The organism is Patiriisocius marinistellae, from assembly GCF_009014635.1.
In the GTDB taxonomy this organism is placed as follows: Bacteria; Bacteroidota; Bacteroidia; order Flavobacteriales; family Flavobacteriaceae; genus Patiriisocius; species Patiriisocius marinistellae.
In genome coordinates this window covers 1,226,159-1,251,787 of the sequence record NZ_BKCF01000001.1, presented here as the reverse complement: position 1 = coordinate 1,251,787, position 25,629 = coordinate 1,226,159, and the positions used below count along the sequence as shown (strand labels likewise).

At 34.0% G+C, this 25,629-nt stretch carries 18 protein-coding genes and 1 tRNA gene; 15 read left to right on the top strand and 4 right to left on the bottom strand.

Going from position 1 to position 25,629, the window contains the following annotated elements:
• Positions 1-57: 57 nt before the first annotated feature.
• Positions 58-612: a sigma-70 family RNA polymerase sigma factor gene (locus GB234_RS05505; RefSeq protein ID WP_151893504.1), complete on the top strand. Its 555-nt coding sequence runs from the start codon at positions 58-60 to the stop codon at positions 610-612.
• Between the two features lie 222 nt (positions 613-834).
• On the opposite strand, the gene GB234_RS05495 is transcribed toward GB234_RS05505, so the two are convergent.
• Entirely contained in the window at positions 835-1,659 is an 825-nt protein-coding gene (locus GB234_RS05495) for a UbiA prenyltransferase family protein (protein WP_151893502.1), read from the bottom strand.
• A gap of 207 nt (positions 1,660-1,866) precedes the next feature.
• Between GB234_RS05495 and gcvP the strand changes: the two genes are divergently transcribed.
• The 8 genes from gcvP to GB234_RS05455 all read left to right on the top strand — a co-directional run bounded on the left by gcvP (position 1,867) and on the right by GB234_RS05455 (position 10,343).
• Positions 1,867-4,716 carry an aminomethyl-transferring glycine dehydrogenase gene (gene gcvP, locus GB234_RS05490; protein ID WP_151893501.1) on the top strand — a complete coding sequence of 950 codons (2,850 nt, stop codon included), beginning with the start codon at positions 1,867-1,869 and terminating at the stop codon, positions 4,714-4,716.
• A 154-nt stretch (positions 4,717-4,870) separates the two neighbouring features.
• On the top strand, positions 4,871-5,929 hold the full coding sequence (locus tag GB234_RS05485) for a 3-oxoacyl-ACP synthase III family protein (RefSeq protein ID WP_151893759.1): 1,059 nt from the start codon (positions 4,871-4,873) through the stop codon (positions 5,927-5,929).
• Between the two features lie 3 nt (positions 5,930-5,932).
• A complete protein-coding gene (locus GB234_RS05480; protein WP_151893500.1) occupies positions 5,933-6,454 on the top strand; it encodes a class I SAM-dependent methyltransferase in 522 nt (173 codons plus the stop codon).
• Positions 6,455-6,460: 6 nt separating this feature from the next.
• The gene (locus tag GB234_RS05475; protein ID WP_151893499.1) at positions 6,461-7,309 is read left to right on the top strand and encodes a glycosyltransferase family 2 protein; all 849 of its coding nucleotides are present in this window, start codon (positions 6,461-6,463) and stop codon (positions 7,307-7,309) included.
• A gap of 61 nt (positions 7,310-7,370) precedes the next feature.
• Positions 7,371-8,546, top strand: a complete 1,176-nt coding sequence (locus GB234_RS05470; protein WP_151893498.1) for an alkaline phosphatase — start codon at positions 7,371-7,373, stop codon at positions 8,544-8,546.
• 70 nt (positions 8,547-8,616) lie between these two features.
• Positions 8,617-9,357 carry an MlaE family ABC transporter permease gene (locus tag GB234_RS05465; protein WP_151893497.1) on the top strand — a complete coding sequence of 247 codons (741 nt, stop codon included), beginning with the start codon at positions 8,617-8,619 and terminating at the stop codon, positions 9,355-9,357.
• A complete protein-coding gene (locus GB234_RS05460; RefSeq protein WP_151893496.1) occupies positions 9,354-10,118 on the top strand; it encodes an ABC transporter ATP-binding protein in 765 nt (254 codons plus the stop codon). Before GB234_RS05465 ends, GB234_RS05460 begins: the two co-directional genes overlap by 4 nt.
• Positions 10,119-10,265: 147 nt before the next feature.
• Positions 10,266-10,343: transfer RNA gene (locus tag GB234_RS05455), tRNA-Val, on the top strand.
• A 172-nt stretch (positions 10,344-10,515) separates the two neighbouring features.
• Here GB234_RS05455 and GB234_RS05450 read toward each other — a convergent pair.
• Together GB234_RS05450 and gldJ are read right to left on the bottom strand one after the other, a co-directional pair.
• Complete coding sequence (locus GB234_RS05450) at positions 10,516-11,823, bottom strand: UDP-N-acetylmuramoyl-tripeptide--D-alanyl-D-alanine ligase (protein WP_151893495.1); 1,308 nt, start codon at positions 11,821-11,823, stop codon at positions 10,516-10,518.
• Between the two features lie 70 nt (positions 11,824-11,893).
• Positions 11,894-13,573 (bottom strand): gliding motility lipoprotein GldJ, encoded by a 1,680-nt coding sequence (gene gldJ, locus GB234_RS05445; protein WP_151893494.1) that lies wholly within the window; start codon positions 13,571-13,573, stop codon positions 11,894-11,896.
• Between the two features lie 216 nt (positions 13,574-13,789).
• On the opposite strand from gldJ, the gene porU reads away from it, so the two are divergent.
• The 6 genes from porU (at position 13,790) to GB234_RS05415 (ending at position 23,053) form a co-directional block, all read left to right on the top strand.
• Positions 13,790-17,689, top strand: coding sequence for a type IX secretion system sortase PorU (gene porU, locus GB234_RS05440; protein WP_151893493.1), 3,900 nt, complete (start codon positions 13,790-13,792; stop codon positions 17,687-17,689).
• 36 nt (positions 17,690-17,725) lie between these two features.
• Positions 17,726-18,886, top strand: coding sequence for a type IX secretion system outer membrane channel protein PorV (porV, locus tag GB234_RS05435; protein ID WP_151893492.1), 1,161 nt, complete (start codon positions 17,726-17,728; stop codon positions 18,884-18,886).
• Positions 18,887-18,890: 4 nt separating this feature from the next.
• Positions 18,891-19,376 (top strand): cytidine deaminase, encoded by a 486-nt coding sequence (cdd, locus tag GB234_RS05430; protein ID WP_151893491.1) that lies wholly within the window; start codon positions 18,891-18,893, stop codon positions 19,374-19,376.
• A 174-nt stretch (positions 19,377-19,550) separates the two neighbouring features.
• Entirely contained in the window at positions 19,551-20,549 is a 999-nt protein-coding gene (pdhA, locus tag GB234_RS05425; protein ID WP_151893490.1) for a pyruvate dehydrogenase (acetyl-transferring) E1 component subunit alpha, read from the top strand.
• 3 nt (positions 20,550-20,552) lie between these two features.
• A complete protein-coding gene (locus GB234_RS05420; RefSeq protein ID WP_151893489.1) occupies positions 20,553-22,253 on the top strand; it encodes a pyruvate dehydrogenase complex dihydrolipoamide acetyltransferase in 1,701 nt (566 codons plus the stop codon).
• Between the two features lie 116 nt (positions 22,254-22,369).
• A complete protein-coding gene (locus tag GB234_RS05415) occupies positions 22,370-23,053 on the top strand; it encodes an SDR family NAD(P)-dependent oxidoreductase (RefSeq protein ID WP_151893488.1) in 684 nt (227 codons plus the stop codon).
• On the opposite strand, the gene GB234_RS05410 is transcribed toward GB234_RS05415, so the two are convergent.
• The gene (locus tag GB234_RS05410) at positions 23,050-25,584 is read right to left on the bottom strand and encodes a TonB-dependent receptor (protein ID WP_151893487.1); all 2,535 of its coding nucleotides are present in this window, start codon (positions 25,582-25,584) and stop codon (positions 23,050-23,052) included. The genes GB234_RS05415 and GB234_RS05410 overlap by 4 nt on opposite strands.
• Positions 25,585-25,629 lie beyond the last annotated feature (45 nt).

Here is a 25,629-nt window from a genome sequence, read left to right as displayed (position 1 = left end):
CTAATACCCTTTTAAGTTAACTAAACTTTACTATTTTTGAAACTTTTCAAATAATACATGGCAACACACAAAATTGACGCAAATAAATGGGTAGATCGCTATAGCGATTACTTATACAATTACACTATTGTACGCGTTAACGATCATGAAGTTGCACAAGATTTAATTTCTGAAACGTTTTTCGCTGGACTAAAGAGTGCTGCTAATTTTAAAGGAGAAGCTAGTGAGCGCACTTGGCTCATCTCTATTTTAAAACGTAAAATAATTGACCACTATCGCAAAAAAAACAGTAAGAAAGGAAAAGCTGAAATTCGTATGCAGTATAATGACTCAGAAACTGAAGGCGATTGGTTAGAAGAACGCGTTAGTGACCCTTTTGATAAGACAGCTGAGGATGATATGGAAAATACTGAGCTAGGCCTAGCAATACATGAATGTCTTGACGGTATTAATGAAAAACAAGCTGCAATTTTCAAGTTGAAGACGATTGAAAATTATGATACCGAAGCAATTTGTAATGAGTATAATATTACACCGTCTAATCTCTGGGTAATCATTCACAGAGCGCGAACAGCTATGGCAGATTGCCTAGAACAAAAATGGTTAAAGTAAGTTATGAGTATATTTTTAAAATGCGAGGAAGCAAATCATAAATGCGATAAAAATCAATACAAAGAGGCGTCATTCTTTGAAATGATACAACTTAATATTCATTTAATTTATTGCAGAGTATGTCGTAAATATTCATCTCGCAATAACAAATTAACAAAGGCTTTTAAAAATAAAAATTTTAAAACAATGCCTCTTGATCAAAAGATTAAACTGCAGGAACGCCTAAGACAAGAAATAAGTAAATAATAATATAAATACAAAATACACAATCGGGATACTCTCCACAAAAAAGGAGGCAAAGTATCTCGATTGTTTTGTTTTAGCTCTCACGAGTGCAATGCTAATTAAAAGCAAGACTAGCACTAAACTATAAATATGCGCTTCGGAAATTTCATCCTCAAAGCCCTCTAATAACAAAATAACTGTAACTAAAAAAAGACCGATTCCTTTCGTTTTTTTTATTCCAAATTGCTGTGGAAATGTACGCAACAAAGTAGAATCGTATGCTACATCTCTAATATCAAAAGGAAAAATTAAAACGATAACCATTAAAAACCGCTGGATAAAACTCAACCAGTAATCTGTTGTTACATTCATATTATTTTCAATCATAGGAAGCAAAACAGTTACCCCTGCCCAGACTAAAGCAACTATGAAAATTTTTAAACCACCCAACATTCTCAAATTCTTTTTTGCAAATACTGGTACTGCATATAACATTGTTATAAATCCTAAAAATCCAGAAAATAGTAATGTATGTCTTGAAATATGGTATGCTGCATAACAAAAAACTAAAAAACAAAATATTGAAAACACCTGGATTGTTTTTAAGTCTTTAGTTAAACTACGGTGATGTAGCCCTGCGACTTCTGCATATTTAACAAAGTTGTACCCTGTTATTGTCCCAGAAAAAACAAAAAGCAACAAGTACAAAGAGAGCGATAAATCAAACTCAATTGCAGTTACTCCCACAAAAGCAATTACTGCTATTGCTACATGAATACTACTGTTTATATAAAAATTAAAAAGCTTTCTAATAAAACTCATGGCATAAAAATAGTTAAACTGTTAGTAACCTCGCTTTTTAGTTGAAAAGTATCGTTTTACTTAACAATAATCACCCACAAATTAAAGATGAAAGCATTATTTTTGCAATCACTTTTTCAGGAACATAATAGCTTTTTTAATGGCTAACATTTCCGAAGAAAACAAACTTATTTGTTCAATTAACAGCATCCGAAAAACCGGAGAACTATGAATACAGATTCTTTTGCACTTAGACATATTGGCCCACGTGAGGCAGATTTAAAATCAATGCTTAAAACAGTTGGCGCCGAAACAATGGACCAACTAATTTTTGAGACTATCCCAGATGATATACGTTTAGAAAAATCATTACGCTTAGATACTGCGATGAGCGAACAAGAATATCTTGAACACATTACAGAGCTTTCTACAAAAAACCAACTTTTTAAATCATATATAGGATTAGGCTACAACCAAGGTATTTTGCCTCCAGTGATACAAAGAAATATTCTTGAAAACCCAGGTTGGTATACAGCCTACACGCCTTACCAAGCCGAAATTGCACAAGGAAGATTAGAAGCATTGTTAAACTTTCAAACAATGGTGACAGATTTAACTGGAATGGAGCTTGCAAATGCATCATTACTTGATGAAAGTACCGCAGCCGCTGAAGCTATGGCACTATTATTTGCGGTAAGAGAACGTGATCAAAAGAAAAATGGAGCTAATAAATTTTTTGTTTCAGAAGAAATTCTACCTCAAACCTTATCACTTTTAGAAACACGTTCAACCCCCATAGGAATAGAATTAGTAGTTGGAAATCATGAAGATTTTGATTTTTCAGACGGCTTTTTCGCAATCATGTTACAATATCCAGGACGTAGTGGAAAAGTACATGATTTTACAGATTATGTAAAAAAAGCTAATGACCACCAAATTAAAGTAGCCGTTGCTGCAGATATTTTAAGTCTTGTAATGTTAGAGGCTCCAGGAACTTTTGGCGCAGATGTAGTTGTTGGGACAACGCAACGTTTTGGAATTCCATTAGGCTACGGAGGTCCTCATGCTGCATATTTTGCTACTAAAGAAGCCTATAAGCGTAGTATTCCTGGAAGAATAATTGGAGTTACTAAAGACACTAATGGCAATCGTGCTTTACGCATGGCATTACAAACAAGAGAACAGCATATTAAAAGAGACAAGGCTACAAGTAATATTTGTACTGCTCAAGTTTTATTAGCAGTTATGGCTGGAATGTACAGTGTATATCACGGACCAGAAGGATTAAAATATATTGCAAATAAGGTTCATAACACAGCAGCTACACTTGCTGACTCTCTTGAAAAACTAGGATACTATCAAGCAAATGAAACATATTTTGATACAATTGCTATCAAAACTGATATTTCAAAAATAAATTTTAGAGCGGAAGCAGAAGGAATCAATTTTTATTACAAAGACGAAGAGACGGTATCTATTTCTATAAACGAAACAACAACCATTAATGATATTAATAAAATAATTGGCGTTTTTGCTGAAGCCGCTAGTAAAGAACGTTTTTACATTTCTGAGCTAATTAAAGGGAATGCAATCCCAAAACGTGTAGCAAGAAAAACTGAATTTCTACAAAATGAAGTTTTCAATAGCTATCATAGTGAGACTGAATTAATGCGTTACATTAAAAAATTAGAGCGTAAAGATTTAGCATTAAATCACTCCATGATTTCTTTAGGAAGTTGCACAATGAAATTAAATGCCGCTGCCGAAATGCTACCTTTAAGTGACCCAATGTGGGGAAATATTCACCCGTTCGCCCCAATTGAACAAGCTGGAGGATATCAATTTATGCTTAAAAAACTTGAAGAACAATTAACCGAAATTACTGGATTCGCAGGAACTTCATTACAACCTAATAGTGGTGCACAAGGAGAATATGCAGGATTAATGGTTATTAGCGCTTATCATAAATCAAGAGGAGAAGAGCACAGAAATATTTGCTTAATTCCATCATCTGCCCATGGAACGAACCCTGCTAGTGCAGTAATGGCTGGAATGAAGGTAGTTGTCACAAAAGCTACTGAAGAAGGAAATATTGATGTTGAAGACTTAAGAGCAAAAGCAGAAGAGCATAAAGATAATTTAGCCGCATTAATGGTAACTTACCCATCAACACATGGTGTTTACGAAAGTGCTATTAAAGAAATTACAAGTTTGATTCATGAAAATGGTGGGCAAGTATATATGGATGGCGCAAATATGAATGCACAAGTTGCTTTAACAAATCCAGGAGCTATTGGCGCAGATGTTTGTCACTTAAATTTACATAAAACTTTTGCTATCCCTCATGGAGGTGGTGGGCCAGGTGTTGGACCTATATGCGTTGCAGAGCAATTAGTCCCATTTTTACCTACAAACCCAATTATTGAAACTGGAGGAGAACTAGGAATTACTGCAATATCCGCAGCTCCTTGGGGTAGCGCTTTAGCTTGTTTAATTAGCTATGCATACATCTGTATGCTTGGAGAAGATGGATTAAAGAAATCTACTCAGTATGCAATTTTAAATGCCAACTATATTAAAGAAAGATTGAATGGACATTTTAATGTTCTATATGCAGGAGAAAAAGGAAGAGCTGCTCATGAGATGATTATTGATTGTCGCCCTTTTAAAGAAAATGGAATAGAGGTTGTAGATATCGCAAAACGCTTAATGGATTACGGTTTTCATGCACCTACTGTCTCATTTCCAGTAGCAGGAACAATGATGATTGAACCTACTGAGAGTGAGAGCAAGCAAGAATTAGATAGGTTTTGTGATGCAATGATTTCAATTAGAAAAGAAATTGAAAAAGCTGATAAAGAAGATGAATCTAACATACTAAAGAACGCACCACACACACAAGCTATGCTAACAAGTGACACGTGGGAATTTTCATACACAAGACAGCAAGCCGCATTTCCTTTAGAGTATGTTAGTGAGAATAAATTTTGGCCATCAGTACGCAGAGTTGATGATGCTTATGGAGACCGAAATTTAATTTGTACATGTGCTCCTATAGAAGAATACATGGAAGCATAGATAAATTATTAAATCCTTATTTTAGCTCTTCTAAAATGAGGATTTTTTATTTACACGCCATTAAAATAGCAAAAACTCAATTTGAGCGTTTTAAACAGTTTTTAGAGCGTTAGTTCCTTACTTTTGAGTAGCTTTGGCAAAAATTTTAAGTACTATGGGTGTTACCATCACAGGCATAGGAAGTCATATTCCTCAAGGTGTTGCTACCAATTCAAATTTTGAAAACAATAAATTCTTCAATGAAGATGGTTCAAAATTTAAACATGAAAACAATATTATAATTGAAAAGTTTAAAGCAATAACTGGCATTGCCGAGCGTCGCTATGTGAAAGAGACCTTTACAACATCAGACATTGCTGCTGTTGCTGCAAAAAAAGCTATTGATAACGCAGGCATTGATGCTGAGACAATAGACTATATAATCGTAGCTCATAATTATGGCGATGTAAAACATAATAGTTCTCAAAGCGACACAGTACCCAGTATAGCTTCTCGTGTTAAACATATATTGAGAATAAAAAATCCCAGATGTGTAGGATATGATATGTTATTTGGTTGCCCTGGATGGGTAGAATCTATGATTCAGGCAAACGCATTTATTAAAGCCGGAATAGCTAAACGATGTTTAGTTATTGGTGCCGAAACGTTATCAAGAGTAATTGACCCACACGATAGAGATTCTATGATTTACAGTGATGGTGCTGGTGCAGCGATTGTTGAACATGTTGATGGCGATAGTGGTATTTTGACACATAACAGCGCTACATATGCATACGATGAAGCAAATTTTATTTATTTCGGAGAAAGCAATAATCAAGAAATAAGTGATGCTCGTAAATATATTAAAATGTATGGACGACGCATTTATAATTTTGCATTAACAAACGTTCCCGAAGCAATGAAAAATTGTCTAGAGGCAAGTGGATATGATATTAAAGATCTTAAAAAAGTTTTAATTCATCAAGCAAATGAAAAAATGGATGAAGCTATACTCCTCCGCTTTTATGAACTCTATAACCTACCTATGCCTGAAGGTATTATGCCAATGACAATTGATAAATTAGGAAATTCAAGTGTTGCAACCGTACCTACACTTTATGATTTAATTACTAAAGGAAAACTTAAAAATCACAGCATTAATAAAGGAGACTTAATCATGTTTGCAAGTGTTGGTGCAGGAATGAACATCAACGCAATGGTATATAAAGCGTAGCCAATGTACGAAGGAAAATACCCAAAAAAACGTTATAAGATTACTTTAGAGTTTTTAGAAAAAACCATCTCTAAAGAAGAGAAAATTCTTGACCTAGGGGTTCCTAATCCTTTTTCTGAAATTTTAATTAACAAAGGATATCAATTACAAAATACAAAAGGAGAAGATCTAGACATTGACACATCTACTGTTGTAAATAGTGATGCAGATGTTATTACTGCATTTGAAATTTTTGAACATCTCGTTTCACCATTTAATGTTATTAAAGACATTAAGGCAAAAAAATTAGTCGCATCTGTACCTTTAAAGTTATGGTTTGCCTCAGCTTACAAAAGCAAAACAGATGAAAGAGATCGTCATTATCACGAATTTGAGGATTGGCAGTTTGATTGGCTTTTAGAAAAAGCAGGTTGGACTATTAAAAAGCGAGTAAAATTTACAAACCCAGTTAAAAAAATTGGATTCCGCCCTATACTTAGACGCATCACACCACGTTATTACCTTATCTACGCAGAACGTATTTAAATTTATTTGAAATTTGCAATTATCATACCTGTCTATAACGAGGAAGCATTTTTAAAACAAATGTTACAATCTATAGTAAACCAGACAAAAATACCAGACTTGGTTGTTTTAGTAAATGATAATTCTACAGATGGTACACAAAAAATTATTGATTTATATACATCAAAATATCCTTTTATTAAAGGTATTATGAATACTTCGGAAGCTAAACATCTTCCAGGGAGCAAAGTTGTAAATGCCTTCTACAAAGGGTTTAAAACTTTGAAAGAAAATTTTGACTTGATCGGAAAATTTGATGCTGACATTATTCTGCCAAACAATTATTTTGAAAAGATAATCCAACTCTTTTCTGAAGACAATAAAGTAGGACTTGCTGGTGGCAATTTATACATTGAAGAAAAAGAAAAATGGGTTTTTGAAACTATTTCAGAAAAAACAAAAGTGCGCGGGCCAATTAAACTGTATCGCAAAGAATGTTTTCAATCCATTGGAGGCTTAAAAAAATCAATAGGCTGGGATACTGTTGATGGATTACTAGCAGTCTATCATGGATGGAAGATAAAAGCAGACACATCGTTACACGTAAAACACTTAAAACCTACAGGTGCTTCGTACACTAAGGAAGCTTCGCAAAAACAAGGTGAAGCATTCTACCGTATGCGTTATGGTAAGGCACTTACCAGGATTGCATCTTTAAAATTGGCTTTAAACAAAAATCAATTTAATTTCTATTTTGAATGTATGCAGGGCTATAAAAACGCAAAAAAACAACAAACCCCCTTCATAGTTAATCAAGAAGAAGGAAACTTCATAAGAGAGTTACGCTGGAAAGGCATTAAAGCAAAAATTCTATAACAACAAGTTAACAATCCCTACTATTATTAATCGTAATTTTGGGATTATAAAATTACGCACTATGCACAAACATCGTTTTATTTTAGGAACTTTAAGCCTCTTACTTTTTTTAGGCTGCGGAAATTTAGAGTTGGCAACAATTAATAGTCAACCATCAAACAATACAATTTCTTATACTTCAAATCCCCGAAGTATTGAGAATTCAACATTAAATATTTCGGAAGCTAAAATTTCTGAAGCAGATGAACCTTTAAATATTATTTTGTTGATTGGTGATGGAATGGGTTTAAGTCAAGTATCAGCAAGTCATTACTATGGTACTGGACCATCAAATTTTGATCGTTTTAATACAATTGGTCTTATTAAAACATCTGCCTCAAGCGACTTAGTTACAGACTCAGCAGCAAGTGCAACAGCCTATTCTGCAGGTGTTCAAACCTACAACGGCGCAATTGGCGTTACTAAAGATTCCATTGCAGCAAAAACTATTGTAGAATATGCGATTGAAAAAGGGTTAAGCACTGGACTTATTGCCACATCATCGCTTATGCACGCAACTCCTGGAAGCTTTTACGCCCATAGTAAATCACGTCAATTCTATGAGGAGATAGCTACTTTTATGCCTGACTCTGGTGTCGATTTTTTTGCAGGAGGAGGTCAACTTTTTTGCGCTCCAAGAACTGACGGTCGCAATATATATGATGAATTAAAAGCAAAAAACTATGAAGTAACCCTTGACTCCTTACCTAGTGTGATTTCAAATAAAAAACAAGCAATTATCTTAGCACCAGATGGTATGCCACGAATGCTAGACGGTAGGGGTGATTTTTTAGCTCGTGCAACAAAACTTGCTTTAAAAAAATTAGCTACAAATAAAAAAGGCTTTTTTTTAATGGTTGAAGGATCACAAATAGATTGGGGAGGACACAGCAATGAGGCACCTTATTTAATTACAGAACTAATAGATTTTGAAAAAACGATTGGTGTTGCCCTAGATTTTGCCAAGTCAAATAAAAACACATTAGTAATTGTTACTGCTGATCATGAGACTGGAGGTTTTACACTTTCTGCTGAAGATGGAAATTACAATGTAATTGAACCTAGATTTTCAACTAAAAGCCACTCTGCAACCATGGTACCTGTATTTTCGAAAGGACCTGGCGAAAAAAACTTTGCTGGTATATATCAAAATACATCCCTTTTCAAAAAAATGATGCAAGCTCTTAAGCTTAAATAGCTTGTTAACGTACTGCTAATTGCGATAAGCAATCATTTTTATTTATTATTTTTAGCCCGAGGAATAACTTATGGGATATTTAGAAGATATTGGAACTTACTTTTTAATGCTGAAACGCACCTTTAGTGGTTTTACAAAAGCTGGTGTTTTGAAAGAATTAATTTTTAAAGAAATTGATGATTTAATAATTGGCTCATTAGGAATTGTAGGCTTTATCGGTTTTTTTGTGGGTGGTGTAATTACACTTCAAACAGCCTTAAATTTAACTAATCCGTTAATCCCAAAAACACTCATTGGTTTTGCGACAAGGCAATCAATTATCTTAGAATTTGCACCTACATTTATCTCCATTATTATGGCAGGAAAAGTTGGTTCATTTATAACATCAAGCATTGGATCAATGCGAGTTACAGAGCAAATTGATGCACTTGAAGTCATGGGTATAAATTCATTAAATTATCTTGTATTCCCCAAAATTATTGCCATGCTTACCTATCCTTTTCTAATAGCGATTGCTATGTTTTTAGGAATTTTTGGAGGCTTATTAGCTGGGGTTTATGGCGGCTTTGTTTCTATGGATGAATTTGTTCAAGGAATACAACAAGAATTTATACCTTTCCATTTAGCATATGCATTTATCAAAACATTTGTATTTGCATTCATCCTAGCAACGGTACCATCATGGCATGGTTACTATATGAAAGGTGGGGCGCTTGAAGTAGGTAAAGCAAGTACAAAAAGTTTTGTTTGGACTAGTGTACTTATAATTCTCGCAAATTACATCATAACTCAATTACTACTTAGCGCATGATTAAGGTAGACAATTTAAAGAAGCAATTTGGTAATGAGGAGATCCTAAAAGGGATTACCACAACCTTTGAAAAAGGCAAAACAAATCTTATTATTGGGCAATCTGGTAGCGGAAAATCTGTAATGCTTAAATGCCTAATTGGTCTTTTTAAACCAGAGCAAGGTCGTATTTATTATGACGATAATGCAATTCAAGACATGGACGAGGAACAACAACGCGTTCTTAGAGAAGAAATAGGCATGCTCTTTCAAGGGGGAGCACTTTTTGATTCCATGACAATTGAAGACAATGTTATGTTTCCATTAAGGATGTTTACAAAACAAAAAAGAGCTGAAATGCTTGAACGAGTAAACGAAGTTCTCAATAGGGTTGAATTAGATGGTGTGAATAAAAAGTATCCAGCCGAAATTTCTGGAGGTATGCAAAAACGAGTTTCCATTGCACGAGCTATTGTCAATAAACCAAAATACCTTTTTTGTGATGAACCCAATTCTGGACTTGACCCAAAAACAGCTACAGTAATTGACAATCTTATTCAAAGAATTACACACGAGAATGACATTACAACAATTGTAGTAACTCATGATATGAACTCAGTAATGGAAATAGGTGAACGAATTAATTTTCTTAAAAACGGGGTGCTCGTTTGGAAAGGAACTCAGGAAGACATTTTTAAAACAGATAATAAAGATGTAACAGATTTTGTTTATTCTTCAGATTTGTTTAAGAAAATAAGAGATGTACAGAACAAAACTAATTGATATTTACAAAATAAATTTTAGAAATAAACTCTAACATTCTAAAAATCAATAAATTTAAAAACAAGATTAAAAATTATTGAATTTTTTTAAAATATTTGTTTGTCACATTTAAAAACAAGCTTATATTTGCAACCGCTAACAAAGTTAGGGCGCATAGCTCAGTTGGTTCAGAGCACTTGGTTTACACCCAAGGGGTCGGGGGTTCGAATCCCTCTGCGCCCACCACTAAAACCTCACAATCATTTGTGAGGTTTTTTTTATACAATAATTTTATTCTAATATGAATTCGCTAAAGTAAATAAATCAAGAAATTGTTTACTTAACATTTGGAGTTAGCCAACGATTAACTCTTTAAAAATAAATTCTAAGACTAAGGGAAATAGATTAAATAGAGTTACTATAATAAATCTAAAACACGCTCAAGAGCCATTCCTCTTGAGCCTTTAATCAACACAGAGGCTTCTTTAACACCTAAAGAACTAAAGGCCTCTAATAGCTTCTGAAATGAGCTAAAAATTATTATTTTTTTTGACTCATTCTTAATTGTACTGAAATTTTCTCCAACTAAAATAATTTTGTCAATTGCCAATTCTGCTGCTAAATCTGCAATATGTTGATGCTCTTTTTTTGCTTCAGAACCAAGCTCAAACATATCTCCAAGAATTGCCACCTTTCTCTTTTCCGAAGTATTATTTGATGTTAATTTGTTTGAAGAAAATGTTTTTAAAGCTGCCTCCATACTTGATGGGTTTGCGTTATAAGCATCTAATGTAATTTCATTATTATTTTTAATAATAATTTGAGATCTATTATTAGTTGGCTTGTAGTTTTCTATCGCATATTTGATATCCCATAATGAAACATTAAAGTATTTACCTATAATAGCTGCTGCACTAATATTTGAAAAATTATATGCCCCTATCAATTGGGTCTCTACATCGGTGTCCTCTATTTTTAATTTAACAAATGGGTCTGCTTTGATAAATTTAATTTTATAATAATTTTTATCAACTTGACTAAAACCATACTTTTTAATATATGTACTCAAAATTTTGTTCTGTAATGGATCATCAGCATTTAAAAAAACATGTTGCTTGTTTTCAATTAAATATGCATACATTTCACTTTTTCCTTTGACGACCCCCTCAATACTTCCAAATCCCTCTAAATGTGCTTTTCCGAAATTTGTGATATATCCATAATTGGGTTTTGCTATTTCACATAAATTCGCTATTTCTCTTAAATGATTTGCTCCCATTTCAACGATTCCCATTTCGGTTTCCTTTGTCATAGAAAGCAATGTCAATGGGACTCCTATATGGTTATTTAAATTACCCACAGTAGCAGTTGTTTTATATTTCTGCTTTAGCACACTATTAATTAACTCTTTTGTAGTGGTTTTTCCATTACTTCCAGTTAGAGCTATAATAGGTAAATCTAAATAAGTACGATGATAGCTCGCAAGTCTTTGTAGTTCTGTGAGTGTATTTTTACATAAAATAGTTTCTCCAGTATTTTTATGCTCTTTTTCATCATCAATCAAAACCTTATAAGCACCTTGATTGAGTGCTTCTTGAGCAAATACATTTCCATTAAAATTAGCTCCTTTAAGTGCAATAAAAAGACATCCTTTAGTAATCTTTCTGGTATCTGTACACACCCCTGTACTTTTTAAAAATAGGTTATGTAATGTTTCGATTTTCATAGAATTAAAGATATAAAAAAACCCTCTTTTGCAATATTGCAAAAGAGGGTTTTTGTTTTAGAACTCGGTATTAGTTACGCGCTCTTTTTCCTTGTTTTGATTTTGAGCCCACACGAGACATTGCGCATCTAAACCCAATATAATCTGTAGCCATATCTTGTGGGAAATAACGACGTTGTGCAGGATCTAACCAGTAGTCTCTATCTCTCCATGAACCACCTTTGTACACACGAACCTCGTTATTAACAAGCGTAGTTCTAGATCTTGATTTATCGTAATTCCTATCTAACTTAGTTGAAGCTGAATCTGCACTTACCTTTTGAATAGGTGAATTATACATTCGCTTACCTTCAGACAATTGTTCTCCGTCATCTTCACCAAATGATTGGTAATAACGAGTTGATCTTTTATCACCATCTCTGTAATCACGGTTATCACTTTGAGAAAATTGCGTTCTCAAATATGTTTCATTTTCATCAACAGGAACTTGTAGTATTTCTCCAGGTAAGTCTCTAGCTACAATTTTTCCATTACTCAATGTGTCATAAACAATAGAATCTGCAGTTACAACCTTTACTTTACCATCTTTATCAATAGCATTTTTAGTATATACATTACCACGATAATAGTTAAAATCATTAAATTCATCATCTACTATTGGTCTGTAAACATCAGCAACCCATTCAGCCACATTTCCTGCCATGTCATATAATCCAAAATCATTTGGTTCATACGATTTAATCTCCGCAGTAATATCTGCTCCATCATCACTCCACCCTGCAATTCCACCATAATCACCATCCCCTTGCTTGAAATTAGCTAGTTGATCACCTCTTGACTTTCTCTTGCCCGAACGTGTGTATTGTCCATCCCAAGGATATTTTTTTCTTCCTCTATAAACATTGTAATTTCTTAAACTTACAAGTCCAAGAGCAGCATATTCCCATTCAGCTTCTGTAGGTAGGCGATAATCCGGCATTAATAAACCATCTTTTCTTTGGATATATAAATTTGTACTATCCTTACTTCTCTTAGCGATTGATTCTGACTTTCTTCCACCTCTTGTTATGGAATCATTACCACCATACGTTTGTGTAGGAGCATTTAAATATGTTTCGGTACTAAAAGTTTCACCTGCTTTTGCTTCATAACGAGCGTTACGAGTTGTAATTCCTTCTTCTTCAAGAATAAGCTCATTTACACGATCTGTTCTCCAATTGCTAAATTCAACGGCTTGAACCCAACTAACACCTACAACAGGATATTCTGCATATGCTGGGTGACGCAAATAATTATTTGTCATTACTTCATTATACCCCAATCTATTTCTCCAAACAAGCGTATCAGGTAAAACACCATCATAGATAGTTCTGTACTCTTCTTGACTTGGCGGAAAAACTTGCTTAGTCCAATCTACATATTGTAAATACATGAAATTTGTAACTTCAGTTTCGTCCATGTAAAAAGATTGAACGTGTTGCTGATTAGGAGAATTATTCCAATCATGCATAGGATCATCCTGTACTCTACCCATTGTAAAAGTTCCACCTTCAACAAAAATAAGACCTGGGCCAGTTTCTTGCTCTTGGTATTTACTGTTTTTTTGAGGACCACCTTCTTTGGAATTCAATTTCCATCCAGTAGCACGAGAGCTATCTTTATAGTCTCTAGATTTATTACAACTCACTAATACTGTTGTAGTAAGCAATAAAATAAGTAGCCTAAGGGCTAGGTTTTTCGTTAAGATCATACTTCTAATTATGAAAGAATTGGGTTCGCAATATAATGATTAACGTATAAAATGCAATATTATTTTATAAATTAATACGTGTTAGTTTTCACTCGTAAATACAACTAACTTCTTTGAAACGGTTTCTTTAAACTATTATTATATTAAAACTACATATTAGGAAAAACTTTAAATGTACCCTATACTAAGTGTATATTTGGAACGTTAAAATAAGGCATGAAAAAGATATTTATACTATTGATTATTATATCAAGCGCCATCACAAGTGTTGCGCAACAAACTAAAACAATTACCATTCAATGGGAAGAGAGCGCAACACTTTCTAAAAATATTGCAGCAAAAAAAACAAGCACTGAAAAAGCAGCTACAAAAAACACTGGGAAATCTGTAACTGAGTACGCAAAAGACCAACTTAAATTACAAATAGACAAGGACAACAATCAATATACAGATACTTGGATAGACTCTAATTATGCCGCCCCTACTTCATTAAATATTACAAACATTTCTTATACTTCAATTTCTCAAAAAGAACTTGAATCTATTAACACCTATAATGTCCCGAGCAACATCAATGCAAATATTACAAGCTCAAAAGCTCGTGATAAAATTTATACAATATTAACATTATCACCAATTGTAAAAATTAATGGTCGTATTCAAAAGGTAAAATCTTTTCAAATACAATACAACTATGATTCAAATAGACAAAATAGCTTTAGGATTCCAATAACTAACTCAGTTCTAGCTACTGGAAATTGGTATAAATTTAAAGTTAATGAAACTGGCGTTCATAGTATTGACAAAAACTTTTTGAATGATATAGGGCTTAATACCGATGGTGTAGACCCAAGAACCATTAAAATTTATGGGCATGGCGGTCAATCTTTACCCTTACTCAATTCATTAAACAACGACTTGTTTGATTTACCAGAGACAAGCATTCAAGTAATCGGAGAGGGAGATGGATCTTTTGATAATGGAGACCGTATTTTATTTTATGCAACAAGCACATTAGGCTGGGTAGAGGAAAATGACTCTAATATCAACCCATATAGTGATGACTCTTACTACTATATAACTTCGGGAGGAAATAATGGCTTAAGGGTACAACCTATGAATGAACCAACATCTAGTGGCCCACAAATAACCACGTTCAATGACTATAAGTTTATTGAAAATGATGAGGAAAGTCCCGCAAAAGTAGGACGTAGCTGGTTTGGAAATCGTTTTGACATTGAAAATGACCAAACATTTGAACTCACTTTTCCAAATATAGTTCCTGGTAGTACTATGGAAATGGAGTATAGAATTGCATCTGCCTCTGAGAACCCTACTTCAATGGCAATTTCTGTAAATGGTGCTGCTTTAAACCCTGTTACATTTAATGTTATAAACGAACCCACTTTACTAAGCGTTCAACCAGCTACAAATATTGCTCCTGTTCAAATTCCAGCAAGTGGAGACATTGTTACTATCAACATGCTTTACAACAACGGCAACAACCCTTCAAGTAAGGGATATTTAGATTTTATTCGTATTAACGCCTTACGCCAACTCGTAGGAACAGATGGACAACTTCAATTCAGAAATAACAATGTAGCAACACAATCTGGTGTTGGTGAATATTCAATAGGTAATGCCTCTCAATTTTCTCAAGTTTGGGATGTTACAAATCCACAAAATATTACATCAACACAAAATGAATCAAATGCCGGAAATTTCAGCTTTAAAGCTACCTTAGGTGAAATTAGAGAATATGTTGCCATAAATCCATCAAACTACTTACAACCTGTTGAAATAGGCAGTAGCAATGTACCTAACCAAAACCTCAAAGGAACAATCTTTAATGATGCCTCCGGAAATTTTAAAGATATTGACTATTTGATTATTACCGCACCCTTTTTGATACAACCTGCTTTAAGATTAGCAGACCACCACCGAAACATTAGAGGCACTAGTGTAAAAGTTGTAACAACAGATAAAATTTACCAAGAGTTTTCTAGTGGAAAACAGGATATAGGAGCTATTCGTAATTTTGTACGTTATGTATATGAAAACGCTTCCGCTCCAGATAAACGGGTAAAATATATTAATTTTTTTGGTGACACCTCTGTAGATTATAAAAACAGATTACCTGGAAACAACAACACAGTACCTACCTTTCATACGCAACAGAGCACAAGTACATTCACCTCCTATATGAGTGATGACTTCTATGGCATGATGGAGCAAGAGGAAGGACAAATGGAGGACACTGAGACATTAGATATTGCTTTAGGGAGAATGGTTGCTGATAACGTAGGACTGGCAAACACCCTAGTAGATAAAATTATTGCGTACGAGGCAAAAGCATCTTACGGTAATTGGAGAAATAATATTTTAATGATTTCTGATGACGCAGATACATATTCCGAATTTAATTCACTTCAACTTACTTTAGATGGATTAGCTGACGACATATCGGCTGCAAAACCATTTGTTAATGTTAAAAAAATACATATAGATGCATTTGAACAACAAACCTCAGCTGGAGGTAATAGGTATCCTCAAGTTAATGGCATAGTAAAAAACGATATTGAAGTAGGTGCTTTAATTGTAAATTATTTTGGTCATGGTGGAGAAGATGGTCTTGCAAAAGAATTTATATTTACAAAAGAGACAGCCCTCACGTTAAGAAATGAGAATAGATATCCATTAATTGTAACGGTAACCTGTGAGTTTACAAAATTTGATCTACCTACAAGAACCACAGCGGGTGAGTTAACATACTGGAATAAAGATGGAGGTGCTATTTCATTAATAACAACAACGCGCTCCATTGGTGTAGGAACAGGCTCAATGTTAAATGAATTACTTGCTGATGAAATTTTTGGGTTTGGACAAGACATCCCTGACCTACCAGCCGAAGGACTTCGAATTTCAAAAAATGAACTTGCTGGAAATTCAAACAGACGCGTAGTTTTTTATGTGGGAGATCCTGCAATGCCATTAGCATTTCCGAAGAAAGACATTCGCCTTACTACAATTAACGACGCACCCATTTCACAAAGCGGTATTGTATTACAAGGTTTAAGCTACGCAAAACTAGGAGGACAAGTTACAACCGCATCTGGAGCATTAGATCCAACTTACAATGGTGTTGTGGAAGTAAAATTATTTGACAAAAGACAAGAACGACAAACACTAGGGAATGACGGGTCGCAATTCCCTAATAATGGAGGCCTAGCCATCTTAAACTTTACAACACTTGGAGAGATTCTTTTTAATGGACAGGCGACTGTAACTAATGGTGAATTTGAGGTAGATTTCATTGTACCCCAAGATGTTCAAATTCCAGTGGGCAATGGAAAAGTAAGCTTTTATGCTCAAAAAGAAAATATACTTTTAGATAATACAGGATTTAATCTAGATGTGCAAGTGGGAGGACTCAACCCCAATGCAGGAACAGACACCACAGGACCTATTATTCAATTATTTATGAACGATGAGAGTTTTGTCTCTGGAGGAATTACAAATGATTCCCCTAACCTTATCGCAAATCTTCAAGACGGAAATGGTATTAATACAGCTAGCGGTATTGGGCATGATATTATTGCAATTCTTGACGGAGATGAAGAAAACCCATTTAAACTAAATGATTATTATCAAGCTAATGTTGATGATTACACAAATGGAACAACAACATATAAATTAAGAGATTTAGAAGAAGGACTACATACACTTACTTTAAAAGCATGGGACACCTACAACAATTCCTCCACAGCAGAAATACAATTTATAGTCACTGGCGACGGAGAATTAGCATTAGACCGTGTACTTAACTACCCTAATCCTTTTGTTAACTATACTGAGTTTTGGTTTAACCACAATAAAGCTGAAGAACCATTTTTAGATGTTCAAGTACAAATCTTCACTGTTACTGGGAAGGTTGTAAAAACAATTTCAGGAAGTTACCCTACAAATGGTGGCAACCTCATTAGAGAAATTATCTGGGATGGAAGAGATGATTTTGGTGATCGAATAGGAAAAGGTGTGTATGTTTATAAGATTACTGTAAAATCTCCGTTAACTAACCAGCAGACTGAAAAAATTGAAAAACTAGTTATCCTATAAAATTAAAATTTATATTTGTCAAAATTTTTATACCTCATGAAGAAGATATTATTACCCTTACTTATTACCTTAATCACAATCAATGGGTTTGCACAAGATGACCCAAACTCAAATATTGACCAGCGTGTAATCACAACTGGCGTACCGTTTATGCTAATTGCCGCTGATGCTAGATCTGCTGGTATGGCTGATATGGGCGTTTGGACTTCCTCAGATGCTTTTTCACAGCAATGGAATCCTGCCAAATATGCATTTGCACTATCAAAACAAGGTGTTGGTGTAACATACACACCCTACTTAAGTAACCTTGTAAATGATATTTTCCTCGGAAATATTACATATTATAACAGATTAAATGAAAGAAGTGCCGTTGGAGCATCTTTTAGATATTTTAGTAATGGTGAAATTGAGCTACGCCAAACAGCAGATCAAGAACCACTTTTAGTAAAACCAAACGAACTTCTATTTGATGTTTCATATTCATTAAGATTAAGCGAGCGTTTTTCTATGGCAGTAGCTGGAAGATACATTCGAAGTGATTTGAAATTACAAACAGCAAACGAAGATGCAAGTGCTGCAAGTACATTTGGAGTAGATATTTCGGGATACTACCAAAGTGAAGAAATTGCCTACGATAGTTTTGATGGACGCTGGAGATTAGGATTTAACTTTTCAAACATTGGTCCTAAATTAAAGTATGACGAAACAGGGCAAGAAAACAACCTACCAACAAACATGGCGCTTGGTGGTGGATTTGATTTTATCCTAGACGAGTACAATAAAGTATCTGCCGGTCTTGAAGTAAACAAATTATTAGTTCCTACTCCAAGTGACTCTAATAATGACGGAACAATTAACAGCCAAGATGATTTTGCTAACGAGAGTTTTGTAAGTGGTATTTTCTCTTCTTTTGGTGATGCACCAGATGGTTTTAGCGAAGAATTAAAAGAATTTACTTGGGCTTTAGGAGCTGAGTATTCGTACCAAGATGTATTTGCATTTAGAGCTGGTTACTTTAATGAAAGTGATGAAAAAGGTTCTAGAAAATTTGCTTCATTAGGTGCAGGTTTTAAATACACATCAATCGGTATTGATTTATCATACCTATTCTCAACATCACAAGTTGTAAGCCCACTTGAAGGAACGCTTCGTTTTGGACTTACATTTAATTTTGGTGACGAATACGACGAATACTAGACCATTGAAAAAACACATCATTGAAACAGTTCTAGAGGTATATGATTCTATTACAGAATTACCAAAAGACATTCAACAATTAATGAATAAGGCGCAAGAAGCTCGAGACAGAGCTTATGCGCCTTATTCGTCTTTTATGGTTGGTGCAGCCTTACAATTAGCCAATGGCGAAGTTGTTCTAGGCAACAATCAAGAAAATGCAGCATACCCTTCTGGTCTTTGTGCAGAACGTGTTGCAGTATTTTATGCAGGAGCAACCTACCCAGGAGTTGCAGTAAACAACGTAGCGCTTACTGTTAAGTCTTTAAAGCATATAGTTGAAACCCCTACTCCACCTTGCGGAGCCTGCCGACAATCTCTTGCCGAATATGAAGTAAATCAAAAATCACCTATGACAGTCTATTTCATGGGCGAAAAGGGAAAAGTGGTAAAAGCAAATTCTATTAAAGACTTATTACCATTAGTGTTTGACAGCTCTTTTTTGAAATAAGACTTAAACCTTAACACTAAAGGGCAAATTTCTGACTATAAACAAACACTGCATTAAGACAAGAAAACCTTTTCAATTTTATTTAATAAAATAGAGGTTTTATAGTCTACACAAATATGTTATTTTTGTTATACCCATGGCACCATTTGCTATGAGAACTAATCACAGCACTCGATGAAAAAAATCACCAAAAAAACCTACCTTGATTGGTATGAGAATATGTTATTCTGGCGCAAATTTGAAGACAAATTAGCGCAAGTATATATTAATCAAAAAGTTAGAGGTTTTCTACACCTATATAATGGTCAAGAAGCAGTACTTGCAGGAGCATTACATGCAATGGATTTGACTAAAGATAAAATGATTACAGCATACCGTAACCATGTGCAACCTATAGGTATGGGTGTTGACCCAAAAAAGGTAATGGCAGAATTATATGGAAAAGCAACTGGAACTTCACAAGGACTTGGTGGCTCAATGCATATTTTCTCTAAAGAACATCGATTTTATGGAGGTCACGGTATCGTAGGAGGACAAATTCCTCTAGGCGCTGGACTTGCATTTGGTGACAAATACAAAGGAGACAATGCTGTTACACTTTGTTATATGGGTGATGGTGCAGTACGTCAAGGATCATTACACGAAACATTTAACATGGCTATGCTCTGGAAACTCCCAGTAGTTTTCTGTTGTGAAAACAATGGATACGCAATGGGAACATCTGTAGCAAGAACATCAAACCATACAGATATTTGGAAACTAGGTTTAGGTTATGAAATGCCTTGTAAACCTGTGGATGGTATGAAGCCAGAGGTTGTTGCAAAAGAAATGGACGAAGCAATGGAGCGCGCAAGACGAGGTGACGGACCTACGTTTTTAGAGATTAGAACCTACCGTTATAGAGGGCATTCAATGAGTGATGCACAACATTATCGTACAAAAGACGAAGTTGCTAAAAAACAAGAAGAGGACCCAATTAGCTACGTATTGCACAATATATACGAGAAAAAATGGGCTACCGAAGAAGAAATAAAAGCAATTGACAAACGCGTTAAAGACAAGGTAAAAGAATGTGAAAAATTTGCAGACGAGTCACCTTATCCAGACAAAAACGTGATGTACGATGTTGTTTACGATCAAGAGAACTATCCATTTTTACCACATAAATTATAAGCTATGGCTACAGTGATTAACATGCCGCGATTAAGCGACACTATGGAAGAAGGCACCGTTGCCAGTTGGCTTAAAAAAGTAGGTGACGCTGTTGAAGAAGGCGATATCCTTGCCGAAATTGAGACAGATAAAGCCACGATGGAATTTGAGTCCTTTCATGAAGGAACACTACTCCACATTGGTATTGAGGAAGGTGAAACGGCAAAAGTAGATACACTTTTAGCTATTATTGGTGAAGAAGGAGAAGACATTTCTGAGCATTTAAATGGCGGCGGAAATGAGGCAACATCTAAAGATGATTCCAAGGATGAAACTGATGATAATGCCGAAAAAGAAGAAAGTGATAAATCTGAAGAAGATGAATCTGAAGAAGACACTTCAAAAGAAAGTGACGTTTCCGAAGAGAAAGAAGAATCTTCAAACGATAACAGCTCAAACTTACCCGAAGGTGTAACCGTAATCACAATGCCACGATTAAGTGACACAATGGAAGAAGGTACTGTTGCATCTTGGCTCAAGCAGGAAGGTGACGCTATTGAAGAAGGAGATATCCTTGCTGAAATTGAAACCGATAAAGCAACAATGGAATTTGAATCATTCCACTCTGGAACGCTTTTAAAAATAGGGATTCAAGAAGGCGAAACAGCAAAAGTAGATGCATTATTAGCTATTGTAGGCCCAAAAGGGACTGATGTTTCTGGAATTACAGAAACAAAATCTACCCCTAAAAAAGAAACTCCAAAGAAAGAGGAAAAGTCAACCGATAAGAAACAAGAGAAAAAGGACGATAAGAAAGATGAGAATAAAGAAGCGTCAAAAACTTCAAAACCATCCTCGAGTTCAAGTTCATCTTCTAACAAACGCATTTTTGCTTCACCATTAGCTAAAAAAATGGCCGAAGATAAAGGTATTAATTTGGCTCAAGTAAATGGGAGTGGAGAAAATGGGCGTATTGTAAAGACTGATATTGAAAACTACCAGCCTAGTGCTGGAGGTGCAGCCTCTTACACACCTGTTGGTACTGAAAGTTTTGAGGAGATTAAAAACTCTCAAATGCGTAAAACCATAGCGAGACGTTTAGGCGAATCAAAATTTACGGCACCACATTATTACCTAACAATTGAGTTAGATATGGATAATGCTATTGCTTCAAGAACAGCAATTAATAGTGACCCTGATGTAAAAATAAGTTTCAATGACATGGTGGTTAAAGCTTGTGCAATGGCACTTCGCAAACATCCACAAGTAAATAGTCAATGGACTGGAGACAATACTCGAATTGCAAAGCATATTCATATAGGAGTTGCTGTTGCTGTTGATGAAGGTCTATTAGTTCCTGTTTTAAAATTTGCTGATCAAATGACATTCTCACAAATTGGAGCAAATGTTAAAGAGCTGGCTGGAAAAGCGAGAAGCAAGAAAATTACTCCTCAAGAAATGGACGGTAGTACATTTACTGTTTCAAATTTAGGAATGTTTGGTATTAAAGAATTTACTTCCATTATCAATGCTCCTAACTCAGCTATTTTAAGTGTGGGTGCAATTATTCAAAAACCAGTTGTTAAAAATGGAGCTATTGCTGTTGGTAATGTAATGACTGTAACACTAGCCTGTGATCATAGAACAGTGGACGGAGCAACAGGAGCAAAGTTTTTACAAACACTACGCAACTATATTGAAAATCCAGTTACAATGTTCGTGTAGTTTATAATTAAACTCTAAAATAATTAACCTATTAGATTTTGAAGATTTAGTAGGTTTTTTTTATGATTGCTAATTGATAACTGTTTATTAATTATTGAATTTCTTATATTTATCTCATGGCAAAAAACATTATAATTACAGGTACAAGTCGTGGTATAGGATATCAAATGGTTGCGTTGTTAGAGGACAGTGGTCATAAGGTTTTAGCACTTTCAAGAGATGCTGCACCCATTTCAGGATTAGATATTTCTAACTGCACGTGCTTTTCTTGCGACATTACAGAATCTAAGGATATTAAAAAAGTTTCGGCTTTTGTAAAAGAGCATTGGGGACATGTTGATATTTTAATCAATAATTCTGGTTATTTAGTGAGTAAGCCTTTCAACAAACTGAAATATGAAGACTTTAAAACTAGCTATGATGTTAATGTATTTGGTGCTGTTTCGTTAACGCAAGCAATACTCCCTTTTATGAAAAAAGATGGTCATGTAGTTAACATTAGCAGTATGGGAGGTGTGAGAGGGAGTGCAAAATTCCCTGGGCTTGCAGCATATAGCAGCAGCAAAGGAGCGATTATCACTTTAACAGAAGTACTTGCAGAAGAATACAAAGAAACAGGGCCTCAATTTAATGTATTAGCTCTTGGATCAGTACAAACCGAAATGCTCGAAGAAGCTTTTCCTGGCTATAAAGCGCCACTTAGCGCAAAGGAAATGGCAAAGTATATTATTGACTTTAGTATTAAGGGAAATAAGTTTTACAATGGTAAAGTGTTAGAGGTTTCTAGTAGTACGCCTTAAATTTTAAATCTAACGGAAAATAATATATAAGGTTCTTGTATCTCGTAGGAATAGAAAGTCGTAGAAAAATCTGTCACGCTAGTACGAGAAAAAATACTTTTGTTGGGTGTTATGTTTTTTGAAATTAAAGAATAATCCACGTCACCACTCTTTGTAGTTAAACGAAGTTCTGAGTCAATAAAAACGAAATCTTCTTTTCTATCTATATCTGGCTTAAAATAGTTTACACTTGTCTCAAAAAATAATCTTTTGTATGGACGTAAGAAAAAAGAAGTTTTATTTTGAAAAGAACTAAATTCAAACCTATCATTATTGTTTAAAAAAAATAAAACATTACTGTACTTAACATTGTTCTGAAAATTAATAATACCAAGAAAGCCAGTCTTAATATTTAAGTCTGCTCGACCAATATAACTTTCATTTTCTCGAATATCTGAGTTATCAACTATATTCTCAAAAAAATTAATCCCGTATGAAACATTTAATCTTACGTTAGACTTCATAAATGAAGCATATTTGTCAAGTCCAGTCACTATTAAAAAGGTGTCAAAACTAATACCTCTTACCTCTCTCGTATTTACGATAAATTGATTATCAATGTCTATTAACGAAAAAAAGTTGTTATAATTTGTTACATATGATGCACCTAAATTAAACTGAAATAAATCTACAAAATTATTATAATGGAACATAATATCAGTTGTTAGAGATTTAATATTTTCAAGAGAGGGTTTGTTTTTAATTGCAAATCTATTTGATGTGAAAATTGGATTTTCAAAAAGATAAAGCTCATTAGTACTCTTTTCAATGTAGTTTGCATTAAAATCAATACTTGATTTTTTATTAATATTATACCCAATTTTAAAACGAGGAAAAAATTGAAATTTATTTTTTTTTATTTTTTCGTTTGAAATAGCTCTTGTTTCTAAAAATTGAGATAAATAACCAACTCTCAACGTACTATTAAAATTAAATTTGTACCATTTGAAATTCATATTTCCTTCTACCCAAGGATTTTGAATTCTAAAAACAAAATCATTATTTGAAATATTAACTCCTGAACCCTCTGTTAATAATGATTCAAAATCACTTTTTCTTGAATCGTACCCTACGCCTAGTTTGAAATTATAGCTATCATTACTTTTTAGATAATTAGTATCAAATTTAAAATGGTCAATCGTGGAATTAACAAGCTGATTACTGCTAATGTTATTATCAAATCTAAAATCTGGTGAAAGAAATAACGATTCATTTAAAGAAGCATTATTATATTTAAACGAAGAAGTAACAGCGCTAGACCTACTCACCTTTTTAGTATATTTAGAAGCAGTTTTGAATTGTTGAAATCTTGTTCTCACTTCACTATTCTGTTTAACATCATTAATGAAAAAATCAATATCTGAATCAATATCTTCATTCTTAAATTTTGTGTCAACCTCTAAAAGTTCAGTATCAGATAACTTATAGGTTATTCCTACTTTTACATTATATAATTCAGGCTTCTTCTCAAAAGATTGATTTTCGATAAAACCAGACGAATTTTCTGTACTTTCAAAATTTGTTTCATTCAATATATTTCTGGAAAGAATATCATTTTTATAATCAAAATTAACTTTAGTTCCTATTCTATCTGAAATATTAAATATCGAATTTAGACTAGCAAATGCATTATTATTAATTCGAGTCCTCTCATCTTCTAGGTCTGGATTCAAAGAACCTGTGTCAATAAGTCTATCCATTTTAAAATCAGTTTCATTACTATCTTCCAATGAAAAATTATTTGATGAAAAATAATTATAAGGACTGTTTTCGACTCCTATATTATTAAAACTGAAAGTGGCAAAGGACTTTAAACGTTTTGATATTCCTAAAATATTACTATTCAAATCTGCTCTATTTTCAATACCAAGGCCTACATTTGAGGTAGAAGAAAAATCTGTCTTTCCTTTTCTCAACACAAGGTTTATAGCAATTGCATCTGTAGTTGCGATACCATGAAGTAAAGGATTCTCTATGTAATTCTCTATTGCTTCAAGGGTATCAACCATATCAACATCAATATTTTTCGTTCCTATTGTATAATTAGAATCAAATAAATTATCCCCGTCCAGTAATACACTTTCAACCTCTTTACCTTTAAAGGTTATTTTCCCATTTTCTTTAACCGCGAGACCTGGCAACTTTCCAATGAGATCTTCCACGGTACGCTCAGAACCATCTTTGAATTTTTCTGGATTATAAACAGTTGTGTCATTTTTCACAAGCACGGCCGCTTTCTCTGCTTTAATGAAGATTTCTTCTAGTTTAGTTTCTGATGCATCCAAACTAACATCATTGACATACAGTCTTTTAAAGTCAAAATCATTAAAAGTTAGTATGGCGGATTTGAAGCCCAATGAAGTTATTTCAATAATAAAAGAAGACAACTTATTAGGAATAATTATTTCATAATAACCTTGAAGGTTTGTAGTATCGTAGGCTAGTATTGTTGAAGAATCAATATCACTTTTAAGTATTATCGTAGCATTCACAATAGGCAAGGACGAGTCATTTGTAGTTACTTTCCCTTTTACTGC

Bases quoted from the DNA above. Each gene is read 5' to 3' on its own strand.
- GB234_RS05505 (WP_151893504.1), top strand. From the start codon at position 58: ATGGCAACACACAAAATTGACGCAAATAAATGGGTAGATCGCTATAGC.
- GB234_RS05495 (WP_151893502.1), bottom strand. From the start codon at position 1,659: ATGAGTTTTATTAGAAAGCTTTTTAATTTTTATATAAACAGTAGTATT.
- gcvP (WP_151893501.1), top strand. From the start codon at position 1,867: ATGAATACAGATTCTTTTGCACTTAGACATATTGGCCCACGTGAGGCA.
- GB234_RS05485 (WP_151893759.1), top strand. From the start codon at position 4,871: ATGGGTGTTACCATCACAGGCATAGGAAGTCATATTCCTCAAGGTGTT.
- GB234_RS05480 (WP_151893500.1), top strand. From the start codon at position 5,933: ATGTACGAAGGAAAATACCCAAAAAAACGTTATAAGATTACTTTAGAG.
- GB234_RS05470 (WP_151893498.1), top strand. From the start codon at position 7,371: ATGCACAAACATCGTTTTATTTTAGGAACTTTAAGCCTCTTACTTTTT.
- GB234_RS05465 (WP_151893497.1), top strand. From the start codon at position 8,617: ATGGGATATTTAGAAGATATTGGAACTTACTTTTTAATGCTGAAACGC.
- GB234_RS05460 (WP_151893496.1), top strand. From the start codon at position 9,354: ATGATTAAGGTAGACAATTTAAAGAAGCAATTTGGTAATGAGGAGATC.
- GB234_RS05450 (WP_151893495.1), bottom strand. From the start codon at position 11,823: ATGAAAATCGAAACATTACATAACCTATTTTTAAAAAGTACAGGGGTG.
- gldJ (WP_151893494.1), bottom strand. From the start codon at position 13,573: ATGATCTTAACGAAAAACCTAGCCCTTAGGCTACTTATTTTATTGCTT.
- porU (WP_151893493.1), top strand. From the start codon at position 13,790: ATGAAAAAGATATTTATACTATTGATTATTATATCAAGCGCCATCACA.
- porV (WP_151893492.1), top strand. From the start codon at position 17,726: ATGAAGAAGATATTATTACCCTTACTTATTACCTTAATCACAATCAAT.
- pdhA (WP_151893490.1), top strand. From the start codon at position 19,551: ATGAAAAAAATCACCAAAAAAACCTACCTTGATTGGTATGAGAATATG.
- GB234_RS05420 (WP_151893489.1), top strand. From the start codon at position 20,553: ATGGCTACAGTGATTAACATGCCGCGATTAAGCGACACTATGGAAGAA.
- GB234_RS05415 (WP_151893488.1), top strand. From the start codon at position 22,370: ATGGCAAAAAACATTATAATTACAGGTACAAGTCGTGGTATAGGATAT.